Origin of the sequence: Pseudomonas maioricensis (genome assembly GCF_022790535.1) — a bacterium.
In the GTDB taxonomy this organism is placed as follows: domain Bacteria; phylum Pseudomonadota; class Gammaproteobacteria; order Pseudomonadales; family Pseudomonadaceae; genus Aquipseudomonas; species Aquipseudomonas maioricensis.
The window spans coordinates 38,608-54,690 of sequence record NZ_LOHG01000006.1; the positions used below are offsets into that span (position 1 = coordinate 38,608).

Annotated in this window: 14 protein-coding genes; 3 read left to right on the top strand and 11 right to left on the bottom strand. The window is 57.2% G+C overall.

The window, feature by feature from the left end; all coding sequences use genetic code 11:
* Positions 1 to 26 precede the first annotated feature (26 nt).
* The 3 genes from AUC61_RS11195 to AUC61_RS11205 are packed head-to-tail and all read right to left on the bottom strand — an operon-like array spanning position 27 to position 1,384.
* Entirely contained in the window at positions 27 to 221 is a 195-nt protein-coding gene (locus AUC61_RS11195) for a DUF1289 domain-containing protein (protein ID WP_371856717.1), read from the bottom strand.
* On the bottom strand, positions 221 to 745 hold the full coding sequence (locus tag AUC61_RS11200; RefSeq protein ID WP_243246095.1) for a gamma carbonic anhydrase family protein: 525 nt from the start codon (positions 743 to 745) through the stop codon (positions 221 to 223). Before AUC61_RS11200 ends, AUC61_RS11195 begins: the two co-directional genes overlap by 1 nt.
* Positions 746 to 787: 42 nt before the next feature.
* Complete coding sequence (locus AUC61_RS11205; protein WP_087264536.1) at positions 788 to 1,384, bottom strand: CoA pyrophosphatase; 597 nt, start codon at positions 1,382 to 1,384, stop codon at positions 788 to 790.
* A gap of 156 nt (positions 1,385 to 1,540) precedes the next feature.
* Between AUC61_RS11205 and AUC61_RS11210 the strand changes: the two genes are divergently transcribed.
* Together AUC61_RS11210 and AUC61_RS11215 are read left to right on the top strand one after the other, a co-directional pair.
* Complete coding sequence (locus tag AUC61_RS11210) at positions 1,541 to 2,092, top strand: NUDIX hydrolase (protein ID WP_243246096.1); 552 nt, start codon at positions 1,541 to 1,543, stop codon at positions 2,090 to 2,092.
* A 43-nt stretch (positions 2,093 to 2,135) separates the two neighbouring features.
* On the top strand, positions 2,136 to 2,699 hold the full coding sequence (locus AUC61_RS11215) for a L,D-transpeptidase family protein (RefSeq protein WP_243246097.1): 564 nt from the start codon (positions 2,136 to 2,138) through the stop codon (positions 2,697 to 2,699).
* Between the two features lie 95 nt (positions 2,700 to 2,794).
* On the opposite strand, the gene AUC61_RS11220 is transcribed toward AUC61_RS11215, so the two are convergent.
* Positions 2,795 to 3,106, bottom strand: a complete 312-nt coding sequence (locus AUC61_RS11220) for a YqfO family protein (RefSeq protein WP_243246098.1) — start codon at positions 3,104 to 3,106, stop codon at positions 2,795 to 2,797.
* A 6-nt stretch (positions 3,107 to 3,112) separates the two neighbouring features.
* The gene (purL, locus tag AUC61_RS11225) at positions 3,113 to 7,009 is read right to left on the bottom strand and encodes a phosphoribosylformylglycinamidine synthase (RefSeq protein ID WP_243246099.1); all 3,897 of its coding nucleotides are present in this window, start codon (positions 7,007 to 7,009) and stop codon (positions 3,113 to 3,115) included.
* Positions 7,010 to 7,223: 214 nt separating this feature from the next.
* Here purL and mltF point away from each other — a divergent pair, with 214 nt between their 5' ends.
* The gene (gene mltF / locus AUC61_RS11230; RefSeq protein ID WP_243246100.1) at positions 7,224 to 8,684 is read left to right on the top strand and encodes a membrane-bound lytic murein transglycosylase MltF; all 1,461 of its coding nucleotides are present in this window, start codon (positions 7,224 to 7,226) and stop codon (positions 8,682 to 8,684) included.
* Positions 8,685 to 8,853: 169 nt separating this feature from the next.
* Here mltF and tadA read toward each other — a convergent pair whose 3' ends face one another.
* The 6 genes from tadA to AUC61_RS11260 form a co-directional block, all read right to left on the bottom strand.
* A complete protein-coding gene (gene tadA / locus AUC61_RS11235; RefSeq protein ID WP_243246101.1) occupies positions 8,854 to 9,336 on the bottom strand; it encodes a tRNA adenosine(34) deaminase TadA in 483 nt (160 codons plus the stop codon).
* Positions 9,336 to 10,709 (bottom strand): multicopper oxidase family protein, encoded by a 1,374-nt coding sequence (locus AUC61_RS11240; RefSeq protein ID WP_243246102.1) that lies wholly within the window; start codon positions 10,707 to 10,709, stop codon positions 9,336 to 9,338. The genes tadA and AUC61_RS11240 overlap by 1 nt, the downstream gene beginning before the upstream one ends.
* A gap of 490 nt (positions 10,710 to 11,199) precedes the next feature.
* Entirely contained in the window at positions 11,200 to 11,928 is a 729-nt protein-coding gene (locus tag AUC61_RS11245; protein WP_243246103.1) for a hypothetical protein, read from the bottom strand.
* Positions 11,929 to 12,238: 310 nt separating this feature from the next.
* The gene (guaA, locus tag AUC61_RS11250) at positions 12,239 to 13,816 is read right to left on the bottom strand and encodes a glutamine-hydrolyzing GMP synthase (protein WP_122665285.1); all 1,578 of its coding nucleotides are present in this window, start codon (positions 13,814 to 13,816) and stop codon (positions 12,239 to 12,241) included.
* Between the two features lie 105 nt (positions 13,817 to 13,921).
* Positions 13,922 to 15,391: an IMP dehydrogenase gene (guaB, locus tag AUC61_RS11255; RefSeq protein WP_243246104.1), complete on the bottom strand. Its 1,470-nt coding sequence runs from the start codon at positions 15,389 to 15,391 to the stop codon at positions 13,922 to 13,924.
* A gap of 94 nt (positions 15,392 to 15,485) precedes the next feature.
* Positions 15,486 to 16,034 (bottom strand): sugar ABC transporter ATPase, encoded by a 549-nt coding sequence (locus AUC61_RS11260; protein ID WP_243246105.1) that lies wholly within the window; start codon positions 16,032 to 16,034, stop codon positions 15,486 to 15,488.
* Positions 16,035 to 16,083: the final 49 nt, after the last annotated feature.

A 16,083-nucleotide genomic window follows, 5' to 3' on the forward strand; every position in this document is an offset into this window, starting at 1 on the left:
CTCCTACAGGAAAGCGGGACTTCGGACTACATTTTCCAGACAAGCCCACTCGCCTCGGCTCGCTCATGGCAGAGCCTGAGAACGGCGCGGCGCTGGTCGTTGTCCATGGCGTGCCAGTCGGTGATTTCTTTTACGGTACGCTGGCAACCCAGGCATACATCGTCGTCGTCCAGCGCGCAAATACTGACGCAAGGTGAGGCAACACGGCGTTCGGCTTCCATCAATCGTCCTGCGGCATCAAGTCGCGAGCGTAGCGCTGGGCGTTGTGGACGTAGTGGGCGGCACTGGCTTCAAGCATTTTCTTCTGCACATCAGTGAGTTCGCGCACTACTTTACCGGGCGAACCCATGACGAGCGAGCCATCAGGAATAACCTTACCCTCACCGATCAACGAATTGGCGCCGATGATGCAGTACTTGCCAATCTTCGCGCCGTTAAGGATCACCGCGTTGATCCCGATCAGACTGTAATCATCGACGCTGCAACCGTGCAGCATGGCGTTATGGCCGATCGTCACGCCTTTACCGATCTCCAGTGGGGAACCCATGTCGGTATGCATCACCGTGCCGTCCTGCACGTTGCTGTTTTCGCCAATGTGGATCAGTTCGTTATCGCCGCGCAACACGGCGTTGAACCAGACATTGGCCCCTGCCTCCAGCTTGACCTTGCCGATCAGCACGGCATTGGGCGCGACCCAGCTTTGCGGATGGGTTTCGACGCGAAAATCGCCCAGACGATATTTCATGGATAAGAATCCTCAAGGCTCTGCGGCCCGTTTAATCGACGCTTAGATCACGGAGTGTTCAGGCGGGTGATGCAGACTGATCTTGCTGTCATAAAGCACGTTGATCAACTCAACGATCATGATCGCAGTCAGCCCCCAGATTTTGAACTCGCCGTAACGATAGCTGGGCACGTACCAACTGCGACCTTGATAATCGATGCGGTGTGTATGTTCTCGGGTGTCCTGCCGAAAGAACTCCAGCGGCACGCTGAACACGGCGGCGATTTCAGCGTCGTTGGGGCGATACTCGACGAAGTCGGGAATCAACCCAACATAGGGTGTGACCTTGATACCGTGCTTGGAGATCAATGGACTGAGCGGCCCGATCACTTCGACCAGCCCCGGCGGCAGACCGATCTCTTCCTCGGCTTCGCGCAGTGCAGTAAAGATCAGGTCACTGTCTTCAGGGTCACGTCGCCCCCCCGGAAAGGCAACCTCGCCGCCGTGGGTCGACAGCCCGCTGGCACGCAGAGTCAAAATCAACTCCGGCTCGTCACTACGGGTAATCGGCAGTAACACTGCAGCTTCGGGAAAAAGTCGATCCGTCTCAAATGTGCTCGGCGTATGACTGCTTACACGGCGAAGTAGCTCATCCAGCATGGGAGATCTCGATCTGTTGCCTACCCCGCATCATGCACCAAAGCGGCCAGCCGCCCAAGCCCTTGTAGGACAATGCAAGCAAGACTAAAGGGCTGCTTGCCGATGACCCGCAGCACGCGCCAAGATAGCGGCTGAATTCAGCAATCGACTCATTCCATGAAATTCTGCAGCCAGTGCGCCAAACCGGTTATCCAGTGCATTCCTGAAGGCGATAGCCGCCTGCGTTATGTCTGCGAACATTGCAAAACCATTCACTATCAGAACCCGAATATCGTGGCGGGCTGCCTGGCGGTTTGGGAAGGCAAGGTGTTGCTGTGCCGTAGGGCTATCGAACCACGCCTGGGGTTCTGGACTCTGCCGGCTGGCTTTATGGAAAACGGCGAAACCATGGAGCAGGCAGCACGCCGGGAAACTGATGAAGAAGCCTGCGCAACGCCGGGCGATCTCAGCCTGTACATGCTGGTAGACGTTGCGCACATTAATCAGGTGCATGTGTTCTTTCGGGGCGAACTGGCTACACCAGACTTCGCCGCCGGAATCGAGAGCCTCGAAGTTCGCCTGTTCGACGAAGCGGACATACCGTGGTCAGAGCTGGCTTTCATGACGGTCCGCCGTACCCTAGAATGCTTTTTCGCGGATCGTCGCCAACAGGCTTACCCTGTGCGCAACGAGTCCCTGCCGCCATCGCGGCCCATTCAAGACACTTAATCAGGCCAGCCAAAAAAGGCACCGCCTCAGGGATACCGTTTAGATGCGTTGGTTGCTCGCAGTTTTGTGCTTGTCATTCATGCCGCTGTCTCAGGCCTCGTTCACTCAGACTATTGTTCCGAAAGGCAGCGAGCAGAAGATCGTCGGCGAAAAAGTGATCAACGTCGAGAACATCGCAGACAAGAAAATCGACAAAGTGCTGGTGCTCAAATCAGCCCGTCAGTTGCAACTGATCAGTGGTGGCGAGTCACTGAAAACGTACCGTATTTCGTTGGGCAAACAACCCAAAGGCACCAAACTCAAGGAAGGCGACCAGCGTACCCCTGAAGGTTTTTACTGGCTCGACTGGCGCAAGACCAGCACCAATTACAACCTGTCGATGCACATTTCCTACCCGAACGCTGCTGACGCAGAGCGCTCAAAACGCGAAGGGGTGAAGCCGGGCAGCATGATCATGATTCATGGCACGCCAGTGGATGAAGAATATCCGGAGTGGTACTTCCACACGCTGGACTGGACCAACGGCTGCATCGCGCTGAAGAACAACGACATGCGGGAAGTATGGAGTCTGGTGAAGGACGGCACGATGATTGAGATCAGGCCGTAAAGAGAACGCTGGACTCCTGTAGGAGCTGCCGAAGGCTGCGATGGCGGTGTATCAGATAAATCGCATCGCAGCCTTCGGCAGCTCCTACAGGGGAATTACAGATCCTCCAGCCGCCAAACCTCGTAGGCTGGCGTTTCATAGGGGTGGCTCTGCTTGAGAGCCACTACTACTTGCTGAATCAACTCATCCGCAACGACAAGCTCTACCTTCCATTCCTGCACCTGCTCGACCACGCCGCCCTGCCCTATAAATGGCTGGCTGCCATCCAGCGGGCGGAACTGACCTTGGCCAAGCACTTGCCATGAACACTGATCATAAGCACCGATTCGCCCTGCACCAGCGGCGAATACGGCACTTTTGACCTGCTCTACATGGCTCGGCGGTACAAAGAACGCGAGCTTGTACATGACGCCTTAGTTAACCCAGGCACGCGCATTGCGGAACATGCGCATCCACGCACCATCTTCGTTCCAGTCTTCCGGACGCCAGGAGTTCTGCACGGCACGGAATACACGCTCAGGGTGCGGCATCATGATAGTGACGCGACCGTCGCGAGTAGTCAGACCACCGATACCGCGCGGCGAACCGTTCGGGTTGGCCGGGTAGGCTTCGGTGATCTTGCCGTGGTTGTCGACGAAACGCAGCGCGACCGTGCCGGAAACATCGGCAGCGACCAGCGCTTCATCGCTGGAGAACTCAGCGTGACCTTCGCCGTGGGCAATGGCGATCGGCATACGCGAACCAGCCATACCCTGCAGGAAGATCGACGGCGATTCCTGGATCTGCACCATGGCAACCCGGGCTTCAAACTGCTCGGAACGGTTGCGCACAAAGTGCGGCCACAGTTCGCTGCCTGGAATCAACTCGTGCAGGTTGGACAACATCTGGCAACCGTTGCACACGCCAAGGGTGAAGCTGTCCTGACGCTCGAAGAAGCTCTGGAACGCATCACGCGCTCGGCTGTTGAACAGCGCCGACTTGGCCCAGCCTTCACCAGCGCCCAGCACGTCGCCGTACGAGAAGCCACCGCAAGCAACCATGCCCTTGAAGTCGTTCAGGTCGACACGACCGGCCAGGATATCGCTCATGTGTACGTCAATCGCGTTGAAACCGGCGCGATCAAAGGCAGCTGCCATTTCGACCTGACCGTTGACGCCCTGCTCACGCAGCACAGCCACTTGCGGACGCACACCAGTCTTGATGTAAGGCGCAGCAATGTCTTCGTTGACGTCGAAGCCCAGCTTGACCGTCAGGCCTGGATTATCTTCTTCCAGCAATGCGTCGAATTCCTGATCCGCACATTCGGCGTTATCACGCAGACGCTGGATCTGGTAGCTGGTTTCAGCCCACTGACGCTGCAGCAGACGGCGTTGGCCGCCAAAGACCGGCTCGCCGTTGAAGCTGATGGACACTTCGTCGTTGTTGACCGGCTGACCGATTACAGCAACGCAATCTTCCAGACCCGCCGCACTGAACTGAGCCAATACGTCCGGAGTGGCGTCCTGACGCACCTGAATCACTGCACCCAGCTCTTCGTTGAACAGGATGGCCGCCAGTTCAGCCGGCGTCTCAGCCAGGCCGTCCATGTGCAGGTCCAGGCCACAGTGACCGGCGAAGGCCATTTCCAGCGTGGTGGTCAACAGACCACCATCGGAACGGTCGTGGTAAGCGAGCAGATGGCCGTCAGCGTTCAAGCCTTGAATAACGGCAAAGAAAGCTTTGAGGTCTTCAGCATCATCGACGTCCGGAGCAACGCGACCGAGCTTGCCGTAAACCTGAGCCAGGATCGAAGCCCCCATACGGTTCTGGCCACGACCCAGGTCGATCAGGATCAGGTCGGTGACGCCCTTGTCCATACGCAGCTCTGGAGTCAGGGTCTTACGGATATCAGTCACCGGCGCAAAGCCGGTCACGATCAGCGACAGCGGCGACGTTACGCTCTTCTCGACGCCTTCATCGCTCCAGCGGGTTTTCATGGACATTGAGTCCTTGCCCACCGGAATGGTGATACCCAGTGCCGGGCAAAGCTCCATACCCACAGCCTTGACCGTGTCGTACAGACGAGCATCTTCACCTGGGTGACCGGCAGCGGACATCCAGTTGGCAGACATTTTGATGTCGGACAGCTTTTCAATGCGCGACGCAGCAATGTTGGTCAGCGTCTCACCAATGGCCATACGGCCCGACGCAGGAGCGTCGAGCAAAGCCAGTGGAGTACGCTCGCCCATCGCCATGGCTTCACCGGTAGTGACGTCGAAGCTGGTGGCAGTAACTGCAACGTCAGCCACCGGAACCTGCCAAGGGCCTACCATCTGATCACGAGCGACCAGACCGGTAATGCTGCGGTCACCAATAGTGATCAGGAAGCTCTTGCTGGCTACGGCCGGATGATGCAGAACGCGCTGTACGCTTTCTTCGATATCCAGCACGCTCGGGTCGAAATCATCGCCCAGCTCGCTTTCGCGATCAGCACTGCGGTGCATGCGCGGCGCCTTGCCCAGCAGGACTTCGAGCGGCATGTCGACCGGGTTGTTGCCGAAGTGGCTGTCGGTTACGGTCAGTTGTGGCTCGGCAGTCGCCTCGCCCACTACCGCAAACGGGCAGCGCTCACGCTCACAAATGGCCTTGAAGCGCTCGAAGTCTTCGGCGCCAACCGCCATCACGTAACGTTCCTGGGATTCGTTGCTCCAGATTTCCAGCGGGGCCATGCCCGGCTCGTCGTTTGGCACATTACGCAATTCGAAGCGACCACCACGGCCGCCGTCATTGACCAGTTCCGGGAAGGCGTTGGACAAACCACCCGCGCCGACGTCATGGATGAAGCTGATCGGGTTCTTGTCACCCAGTTGCCAGCAACGGTCGATGACTTCCTGGCAACGACGCTCCATTTCAGGGTTTTCACGCTGAACGGAAGCAAAGTCCAGATCCGCAGAACTAGTACCGGTGGCCATCGAAGAAGCCGCACCGCCGCCCAGACCGATCAACATCGCCGGGCCGCCAAGTACGATCAGCTTGGAGCCAACGGTGATTTCACCTTTCTGCACGTGTTCGGCACGGATGTTACCCATACCGCCCGCGAGCATGATCGGCTTGTGGTAGCCGCGAACTTCATCACCGTGTGGTGTGGTGATGGACTGCTCGAACGTACGGAAATAACCGGTCAGGGCTGGACGGCCGAATTCGTTGTTGAACGCCGCGCCACCCAATGGGCCTTCAAGCATGATATCCAGCGCGGTCACGATGCGCTCAGGCTTGCCGTAGTTCACTTCCCACGGCTGTTCGAAGCCTGGAATCTGCAGGTTGGAAACAGTGAAACCGGTCAGGCCAGCTTTAGGCTTGGCACCGCGACCGGTTGCGCCTTCGTCGCGAATCTCGCCACCCGAACCAGTCGATGCGCCCGGGAACGGGGCAATCGCAGTCGGGTGGTTGTGAGTTTCGACCTTCATCAGAATGTGCACAGGCTCCTGCACCGCACCGTACTGGCGGGTTTCAGGGTCCGGGAAGAAACGACCTGCCACACTGCCGACGATCACTGAAGCGTTGTCCTTATAAGCAGACAGGACGCCTTCACTGTGCATCTGGTAGGTGTTCTTGATCATGCCGAACAGGCTTTTTTCCTGACTCTCGCCGTCGATATCCCAACTGGCGTTGAAAATCTTGTGACGGCAGTGCTCGGAGTTCGCCTGGGCAAACATCATCAGCTCGATGTCGTGAGGGTTGCGCCCCAGACCATTGAAGCTGGTGACCAGATAATCGATTTCGTCTTCAGCCAGCGCCAGGCCGAGGTCGACGTTGGCTTTTTCCAGTGCTGCACGACCGCCGCCCAGCACGTCAATCGCAGTCAGCGGCTTGGGCTCGGCATGCGTAAACAGGCCTTCGGCTTCCTGTACGGAACCCAGCACCATCTGGGTCATGCGGTCGTGCAGGCAACCGGCAATGACCTCAGCCTCAGCTTCGCTGAACTGGCCTTCTACATAGAAGGTGATACCGCGCTCGATGCGCTGAACTTTGGCCAGGCCGCAGTTACGGGCGATATCGCTCGCCTTGCTGGACCATGGCGAAATGGTGCCGAAACGTGGCAACACCAGGAACAACCGGCCGGTCGGCTCTTGAACCGGCACGCTCGGGCCGTATTTCAAGATGCGAACGAGAACTTCCTGTTCCTCGCCAGTCAGATCGCCAGCGACTTCGGCAAAGTGGGCAAATTCGGCATACAAGCCACTGACAGCTGAAACTTTTTGTTTCAGTTGCTCAAGTAATTTGCTGTGGCGAAAGGCAGAAAGGGCAGGAGCACCGCGCAGGATCAACATCTTCGGGACAGCCTCGGGAAGGGGGTGTGCTTTGAGGCCGTGCATTCTAGCCTAAACGTACTGTTTGAGCACCCAAAACGGCCAGATTGACAGTGTCCGAATATCGGCGGCCCGAGTTGCCCCCCAAGTTCCCCATAAGAAAGGCCGCGCTCTAGCAGACCCGAGCCTCGCTGTCGAGATATGGCGGCGGGTGCGCTTTGCGTATACTGCCCGGATGTTTTCCCAATCAGACTTCCGCCCTCGTTGTGCCAGATGGCTCATCGCAACCGGACTCTTCCTGATGCTCGGCGCCTGTGTGGATAAACCCAACACACTGGAGCGAGTAAAGGAGGACGGCGTGCTGCGCGTGGTCACTCGCAACAGCCCCGCGACCTACTTCCAGGATCGCAACGGGGAAACCGGTTTCGAGTACGAATTGGTCAAGCGTTTCGCCGAAGATCTCGGCGTAGAACTGAAGATCGAAACAGCCGACAATCTTGACGACATCTTCGACCAGATCCAGAAGCCTGGCGGTCCGGTCCTGGCAGCCGCTGGTTTGATTGATACTGAAGAGCGCAAAAAGCAGGCTCGCTTCTCTCATTCCTACCTTGATGTCACTCCGCAGGTCATCTACCGCAATGGCCAGTCACGTCCAACGGAGCCTTCGGATCTGGTGGGTAAGCGCATTACTGTCCTTAAAGGCAGCAGTCATGCCGAGCAAATGGCTGCACTGAAAGCGCAAAATCCTGCAATCGAGTACGAAGAATCCGACGCTGTTGAGGTAGTCGACCTGCTGCGCATGGTGGATGAAGGCCAGACCGACATCACGCTGGTGGACTCTAACGAGCTGGCGATGAATCAGGTTTACTTCCCTAACGTGCGTGTCGCGTTCGATCTGGGTGAAGGCAAGGGGCAACGCTGGGCCGTAGCGCCAGGCGAAGACAACAGCCTGCTTAACGAAATCAACGCTTATCTCGACAAGGTCAACAAGAACGGCACCCTGCAGCGCTTGAAAGATCGCTATTACGGGCACGTCGATGTACTTGGTTATGTGGGCGCATATACCTTCGCCCAGCATTTGCAGGAACGCCTTCCCAAGTACGAAAAACACTTCCAGGCGTCTGCCAAGAAGGAACAGGTGGACTGGCGCCTGCTGGCGGCTATCGGTTATCAGGAATCACTCTGGCAGCCGGGCGTTACCTCCAAGACCGGTGTACGCGGCTTGATGATGCTGACGCAAAACACAGCGCAGGCCATGGGCGTGTCCAACCGGCTGGATGCCAAACAAAGCATTCAGGGTGGTGCCAAGTACTTCGCATACGTGAAGGAACAGCTGGATGACACGATTTTAGAACCGGATCGTACGTGGTTTGCTCTCGCTTCCTACAACATTGGTGGCGGACATTTGGAAGATGCGCGGAAACTGGCTGAGAACGAGGGCCTGAATCCAAATAAATGGCTCGACGTCAAAAAGATGCTGCCGCGTCTTTCGCAGAAGAAGTGGTACAGCAAAACCCGATATGGTTATGCCCGAGGCGGCGAACCGGTGCACTTTGTGGCCAACATCCGCCGCTACTACGACATTCTCACCTGGGCCACGCAGCCACAACTGGAAGGCAGTCAGGTTGCAGAGAGCAATCTGCATGTGCCGGGTGTTAACAAGACCAAGCCTGCAGAAGAAAATCCTCCGCTTTAACAATTCCTCTACCTGCCTATCTAAAAAATCTCCAACTCAGACGCGATCCCCTGTGGGAGCTGGGCTTGCCCGCGAAGGCTGGACGCGATTCACTTTAGATCGCGTCCAGCCTTATCGCGGGCAAGCCCAGCTCCCACAGGGATCGTATTTCAAATCAAGTAGCTCACGGTTAAGCCTTCGCCCGTCGCATCCTGAAAAACTCGCTCAACATCGTGCCGCATTCCTCCCCCAGCACCCCGCCTTCAAAAAACACACGATGGTTGAGAAAGCCTTGGGTGAAAAACTGCCCCTGGCTCTGGACAATGCCAGCCTTGGGTTCGAGTGCGCCATACACCACTCGGGTGATACGCGAATGGACGATCAGCCCAGCGCACATGCTGCACGGCTCCAAGGTGACGTACAGCGTGCTGCCCGGCAGCCGGTAATTGCTGACCGCCTGCGCCGCAGCACGTATGGCGACCATCTCGGCATGAGCACTGGGATCACTGCCGCTGATGGGGCAATTGAAGCCACGGCCTATGATCTCGCCATTCTGTACCAGCACCGCGCCCACGGGTACTTCACCCAGCGCAGCCCCTTGAGCCGCCAGTGACAACGCTTCGCGCATGAAGTCCTGATCGCGACTGCGATCAATGATTTGCGGCTGCCGCATCAAGAAACCTCTATTGCTGCCATAAGTCCGGTCTCCATGTGATCAATCACATGGCAGTGGAACATCCACACGCCGGGATTATCCGCCACCAGAGCCACACGTGCGCGCTCGTTTCTGCCCAATAGGAACGTATCGGTGAAATACGGAATGATCTTCCTGCGATCCGACGCCAGCACCTTGAAGCTCATCCCATGCAAGTGAATCGGGTGCTGATACTGGGTCATGTTCTTGAGTTCAAAGATGTAGCTCTTGCCCAGTACCAGTTTCGCAATAGGCCGGTCGGCGCAGGTCTTGTCGGTGATATCCCAGGCCTCGCCATTGATCTGCCACAGACTTGGCGGCTTGCCGTTATCGACATTAACGGAGACCGAGCCGACCCATTCAAAGTTGAAGTTAAGCTTCTCGGCGTTTTCAAGATCCGGCTCGGCAATTGGATTGGCTGGCAGCTCCGGAGGCCACTCGCCTGGCGCATCGTTATTGGTCACCGAACGGAAAGTCCCCAGGCGCACCGGACCATTTCGAAATGACAGCTCTTCACCCGCAGGCGGTGCCTTGATCGCCAGGCAAAGGCGCATTCCTGGCCCTAGCCAATAATCCTTGCCTAATGCGCGAGGCTTGATCGGATTGCCGTCCAGCGCATAAATCTGTGCCTCGGCTCCCGGCAGATTGAGACGGTAGGTCACGGTGTTATCAAGGTTGAGAATGCGCACCCGAGTGATCTGTCCGGCAGGCAACTCGATAACGCCCTGAGGAATACCATTAATAGTAGAGAGACGCCCCGCCGTCCCTTCACGAGCAGCCTCGCGAATCACGCTGAACTCAGTGAATGCGCCCTCTTCGTCCACATGCCAGCTTTTCAGACTGACCGTGCGCTCATGTTTGAAGCCAGTGGGCTCGCGCTCCTCAATGATCAGCGGCCCGACCAGGCCGCGCCCCAACTCTTCGCTACTGCTGACATGCGGGTGATACCAGTAGCTGCCTGCATCCGGCACCAGAAACTTGTAATCGAAATACTCGCCCGGCTTGACGGGTAGCTGCGACACATAGGGCACGCCATCCATTTCCAGCGGCAAGCGGATGCCATGCCAGTGAATCGTGGTTTCAACCGGTAAGTGATTGATAAAGCGCAAGCGCAGCCACTCGCCCTGTCGCACCCGCAGCTCGGTACCTGGCGCAGACCCGCCAAATGCCCAGGCTGGCGTCTGATGCCCGGCCACTAATTCAACGTCCAGCGGCGCGGCAATCAGCTCGAAGTCATGCCCCTCGCCCGGCCCACGACGGCCCAGCCAATAACGTGACGCCCCTCCCGCCCCAAGCCCCACCACGGCAAGACCGACAAGGCCACCGAGTATTTGTCGACGGGTAAAAGACATAACGCACACACCTCAAAACTAAAAAACGAGTCGCACCTGAGAGCCGGTGCGAGGGGCGAATACGATACACCTGCATTTCCAAAATCAAAACACCGGACCTGTTGGAGCGGCGGCCCATGTAGGAGTCGTCCCGGTGTCCGTGCCACCGCGCTGTCGCGCAGCAAACAGAGGACCAGTGGGACCGGCTTTAGCCGGGAAGGCGGCATTCCCGACGACCATGATGTGACGGATGTACCGACCTCTTCCCGACTAAATTCGGTCCCACAGGATTTGCGTAAACTCAGAAAGTTACGTGTTGCTTTTTGATGGAAGCTAATTTGTTGCCTGTACAGGTCCATTGCTCACAATAAAAAAGCCGGTGCGCCTGTTAGGCGACACCGGCTTTTCTATCTATACCGCTCACTCAAACAACAGCGAACCCCTGATCGATCAGCTCGCGTCGGCATCTTTTTTTCTGGAACACCAGTTTTGTGCCAGATATCTGCTGCTATCAGATTTTAGGCTTCACACCTTTGGCTTGCTCATCCGAAAGCTTTTTCGCACGCTCAGTTTCTGCCTGAGCATCACGTGCGGCCAGCTCGTCAAACATTGTTTTGGCGTCGATAAGGGAGACGGTGTAATAGGGCACCATGCCGTCAGGCTGTTCCGTCGTTGATACGACAATCAACTTCCCGCACGTCGGACTGAACGACTCAGGTGCACCCACTGTTACGCCGGGAAGATTGCTAACGCCCCGCATCATGCTATCGCAAGGCCCCGCTGTACCAGGACCGAAGTACTGTTTCCCTTCGCGGTCGAATTGCCAGACAAAACCGTAGCCCAAGCCGGGGGAGGAAGGCTTACCAAATTTTTCCGTCAATGAAGCCTCAAGCGTATCGGTCTTGATGCGCGCACCCTGCTCAAGACGCTGAACGCGAGCGATGAACCAAACCTTGCCTGAGTCAGTTTGAAGTGCTGCAAACTCGTCAGAAGGACGTTTCACGCTACCCACACCTGCCTCAGGTATCAGGTCCGCACTCACCGCTGTTACCCCTCCCTCATTGCCGTTTCTCAACATGAGCGGAGAAAGCTTCAAGTCGGGGTTTGCCTTGGCGATGGCTTCTTTGACATCAGCTAACGAGGAACCAAGCGTCACGCCCGAAATATCGTCTGCTGCCATGGCGGTCAGGCAGGTAAGCGTGGCGAGAGAAGCGGCGACAACAGAAAGGTAAGAGCGCATAAAGACGGGTCCCTGATAAGAGCATCATTTCCATAGAGCATGCGGCCGGCTTTTGCGGCTGGTCGTTCACTGCCCGATTAATAGGTGAGAATTTTCTTGTGCATAAATGAAGCCGCAGGTTGGACCACTGCGATTAGTGAAAGGTGCGTTGACGCATAATGACTTGCAGTGTTTATGTGATGAATATCTCAAAATATAAGCACGCGACTTTTCGATTTTCTGGCGGGCTCTTCTATAGCAAGAGTTAGCCGTTATCGGAGGCATAAAAAAACCGGCCGAAGCCGGTTTTTTCATGCTGCGCTGTAGGGAGTTATTCCCACTCAATCGTCGCCGGCGGCTTGCTCGACACGTCGTAAGTCACGCGGGAAATGCCTTCGATCTCGTTGATGATCCGGCCGCTGACGGTTTCCAGCAGCTCGTAAGGCAGGTGCGCCCAACGTGCGGTCATGAAGTCGATGGTTTCGACAGCGCGCAGTGCAACGACCCACGCGTAACGACGGCCATCGCCTACTACGCCAACCGATTTAACCGGTTGGAACACCACGAACGCCTGGCTGACCTTGTGGTACCAGTCGGCTTTGCGCAGCTCTTCGATGAAGATATGGTCGGCGCGACGCAGCAGGTCGGCGTATTCCTTTTTCACTTCACCGAGGATCCGCACGCCCAGACCCGGGCCTGGGAATGGGTGACGGTAAACCATGTCGTACGGCAGACCCAGTTCGAGACCGAGGCGACGTACTTCGTCCTTGAACAGCTCACGCAGCGGTTCGACCAGCTTGAGGTTCATTTCCTCCGGCAGGCCGCCCACGTTGTGGTGCGACTTGATCACGTGAGCTTTGCCGCTCTTGGCGCCAGCCGACTCGATCACGTCCGGATAGATCGTGCCTTGGGCCAGGTACTTGATGTTGTCCAGTTTGCAGGACTCGGCATCAAACACGTCGATGAAGGTACGACCGATGATCTTGCGCTTCTTTTCCGGATCGCTTTCGCCAGCCAGGTTGTTCAGGAACTGGTCTTCAGCATTGGCGCGGATGACTTTGACGCCCATGTTCTCGGCGAACATGGCCATAACCTGCTCACCTTCGTGCAGACGCAGCAAGCCGTTATCGACGAATACGCAGGTCAGTTGATCGCCGATGGCTTTGTGCAGCAGAGCCGCAACCACGGAAGAGTCAACGCCACCGGAAAGGCCCAGCAGTACGTTGTCGGTACCCACCTGGGCGCGAACCTGAGCGATAGCGTCTTCAGCAATCTTCGACGGGGTCCACAATGCTTCACAACCGCAGATGTCGAGGATGAAGCGCGACAAAATGCGACCGCCCTGCTTGGTGTGAGTCACTTCAGGGTGGAACTGCACGCCGTAGTAACCGCGAGCGTCGTCTGCCATACCGGCAATCGGGCAGCTCGGGGTGCTGGCCAGAATGTGGAATTCTTCAGGAAGTTTGGTGACCTTGTCACCGTGGCTCATCCACACGTCGAGGCCGAACAGGCCGTCGGCGTCGATGTGGTCTTCGATACCATCCAGCAGACGGCTTTTGCCGACTACGTCAACACGGGCGTAGCCGAACTCGCGGAGTTCAGAGCCTGCAACCTTGCCGCCCAACTGCTCGGCCATGGTCTGCATGCCGTAGCAGATACCGAAAACCGGCACGCCCAGATCGAATACCGCTTGCGGGCAGCGCGGGCTGTTGGCTTCGTGTACGGACTCGGGACCGCCGGCGAGAATCACGCCTTTTGGAGCGAACTCACGAATGGCTTCGTCGTCCATGTCGAACGGGTGCAGCTCGCAGTAAACGCCGATTTCACGCACGCGACGGGCGATCAATTGGGTGTACTGGGAACCGAAGTCGAGGATCAGGATACGGTGGGCGTGAATGTCGAGGGCCATGACTCATTCTCGTCAATAAACAGAAACGACACGGGGCTGCGTCAACAGCCCCGGCTATAAAACTCGTTGGGCTGCATCGTGGCGCAAACCACGATGCAATCCGGATCAACCAACGCGATAGTTCGGCGCTTCCTTGGTGATCTGCACGTCGTGGACGTGGGATTCAGCCATACCGGCACCGGTGATACGCACGAATTCAGGCTTGGTGCGCATCTCTTCAATGTCAGCGCTGCCGGTGTAACCCATGGAAGAACGCAGGCCGCCCATCAACTGGTGAATGATGGCGGTCAGCGAGCCTTTGTAGGCAACACGGCCTTCAATACCTTCCGGTACCAGCTTCTCGGCACCTTCGGACGAATCCTGGAAGTAACGGTCGGACGAGCCCTGAGCCTGAGACATGGCACCCAGAGAACCCATACCGCGGTAAGCCTTGTAGGAGCGACCCTGGAACAGTTCGATCTCGCCTGGCGCTTCTTCAGTACCGGCGAACATCGAACCCATCATCACACAGGACGCACCGGCTACGATGGCCTTGGACAGGTCACCGGAGAAACGGATACCGCCATCGGCGATCAATGGAACGCCAGTGCCTTCAAGGGCTGCGGCGACATTGGCGATCGCGCTGATTTGCGGCACACCCACACCGGCGACGATACGCGTGGTGCAGATCGAACCAGGACCGATACCGACCTTGACTGCGTCAGCGCCAGCGGCAACCAGTGCCTTGGCAGCAGCGCCAGTGGCGATGTTGCCGCCAATTACCTGTACTTCAGGGAAGTTTTCCTTGACCCAGCGTACGCGGTCGATCACGCCTTTGGAGTGACCGTGAGCGGTGTCGACAACCACCACGTCAACGCCTGCTGCGACCAGCGCAGTAACGCGTTCGCCAGTGTCTTTGCCGGTGCCGACAGCAGCACCTACGCGCAGACGACCCTGGTCGTCCTTGCTGGCCAGCGGGTAAGCCTTGGCTTTTTCGATGTCCTTGACGGTCATCATGCCCTTGAGCGCGAAGTTGGCGTCGACGATCAGGACTTTTTCCAGACGGTGCTTGTGCAGCAGCTCGCGTACTTCGTTCTTGTCAGCGCCTTCGCGAACAGTGACCAGACGCTCTTTAGGGGTCATCACTTCGCGAACAGGCACGTCCAGACGGTTTTCAAAGCGCACGTCACGGGACGTCACGATGCCGACCAGGTCGCCATTGTGCAGGACAGGTACACCAGAAATATTGTGCAGGCGGGTCAGTTCGAACAGGTCACGAACCGTGGCATCAGCCTCGATGGTGATCGGGTCTTTCACGACACCGGCTTCGAACTTCTTGACCTTGCGGACTTCGGCAGCTTGCTGCTCGATGGTCATGTTCTTGTGGATGACACCGATACCGCCTTCCTGAGCCATGGCAATTGCCAGACGGGCTTCAGTCACGGTGTCCATGGCAGCGGAGACCAGCGGAATATTCAATTCGATGCCACGGGTCAAACGGGTTTTCAGACTGACTTCGTTAGGAAGTACCTCGGAATAACCGGGCACAAGGAGAATGTCGTCGAAAGTAAGTGCTTCTTGGCTGATACGCAGCATCGCGGGGGCTCCCGAGCGGGAAATTGGAAGCGCGCCATTATACCCAGACACCCCCGCCGGCTCAATGTAAACCTTAGGCAATTATCACACGACGTTATAGACGTACTTTGACGAAGGAAACCGGACGATCCAGACGTTCGGCGAAGTCATCCAGAAAGCTCTGTTTGAAGGATGCATCAAGCCAGTCATTGAAGATGAACCCCAGGTCCGAGAAGCCACACGGCTGCAGGAACAGAAAGCCGTTGATGTCGTCTTCATGGCGACATTCAGGGCAGATGAAGTTGTCAGTGTGGCCGGGCATCCACTCTTCGAGACTGTCGAACAGCGCCTCGCCGATTTCCTTGCGGCACTCGGGGCAACCGGCTTCCTCGGCGAAATCCTTGAGCGGTGTATAGATACAGCGTTTGGTCACAATCTCCAGGCCGTTGACCGGCTTGCCGAAGGGCAGCGCCTCCGGGTGCTCGACCACTGCACGAGCACCGGGCGCAATGGCATAGGCCATCTTGTTGTAGGTTCGCCCACAGGTGGTCAACTCCGGCTCAACCACGTTGAGCTTCACCAGCCAGCGCAGAATCAGACGCGCCCGAGCCTCACGGCCGGGGAAACCGGAAATCTGCGGGACGATAATACTTTGGCTGCTCATGATGCTCTTTGGCTAATGTGTTCGAGGGTCGGCAGCTTAATGCTCCAGT

Excerpts from the sequence above, each read along its gene's own strand:
- AUC61_RS11215 (WP_243246097.1), top strand. The coding sequence starts at position 2,136 with ATGCGTTGGTTGCTCGCAGTTTTGTGCTTGTCATTCATGCCGCTGTCT.
- AUC61_RS11245 (WP_243246103.1), bottom strand. The coding sequence starts at position 11,928 with ATGCGCTCTTACCTTTCTGTTGTCGCCGCTTCTCTCGCCACGCTTACC.
- purL (WP_243246099.1), bottom strand. The coding sequence starts at position 7,009 with ATGTTGATCCTGCGCGGTGCTCCTGCCCTTTCTGCCTTTCGCCACAGC.
- AUC61_RS11210 (WP_243246096.1), top strand. The coding sequence starts at position 1,541 with ATGAAATTCTGCAGCCAGTGCGCCAAACCGGTTATCCAGTGCATTCCT.
- AUC61_RS11220 (WP_243246098.1), bottom strand. The coding sequence starts at position 3,106 with ATGTACAAGCTCGCGTTCTTTGTACCGCCGAGCCATGTAGAGCAGGTC.
- AUC61_RS11260 (WP_243246105.1), bottom strand. The coding sequence starts at position 16,034 with ATGAGCAGCCAAAGTATTATCGTCCCGCAGATTTCCGGTTTCCCCGGC.
- guaB (WP_243246104.1), bottom strand. The coding sequence starts at position 15,391 with ATGCTGCGTATCAGCCAAGAAGCACTTACTTTCGACGACATTCTCCTT.
- tadA (WP_243246101.1), bottom strand. The coding sequence starts at position 9,336 with ATGCGGCAGCCGCAAATCATTGATCGCAGTCGCGATCAGGACTTCATG.
- AUC61_RS11240 (WP_243246102.1), bottom strand. The coding sequence starts at position 10,709 with ATGTCTTTTACCCGTCGACAAATACTCGGTGGCCTTGTCGGTCTTGCC.
- mltF (WP_243246100.1), top strand. The coding sequence starts at position 7,224 with ATGTTTTCCCAATCAGACTTCCGCCCTCGTTGTGCCAGATGGCTCATC.
- AUC61_RS11200 (WP_243246095.1), bottom strand. The coding sequence starts at position 745 with ATGAAATATCGTCTGGGCGATTTTCGCGTCGAAACCCATCCGCAAAGC.
- guaA (WP_122665285.1), bottom strand. The coding sequence starts at position 13,816 with ATGGCCCTCGACATTCACGCCCACCGTATCCTGATCCTCGACTTCGGT.
- AUC61_RS11205 (WP_087264536.1), bottom strand. The coding sequence starts at position 1,384 with ATGCTGGATGAGCTACTTCGCCGTGTAAGCAGTCATACGCCGAGCACA.
- AUC61_RS11195 (WP_371856717.1), bottom strand. The coding sequence starts at position 221 with ATGGAAGCCGAACGCCGTGTTGCCTCACCTTGCGTCAGTATTTGCGCG.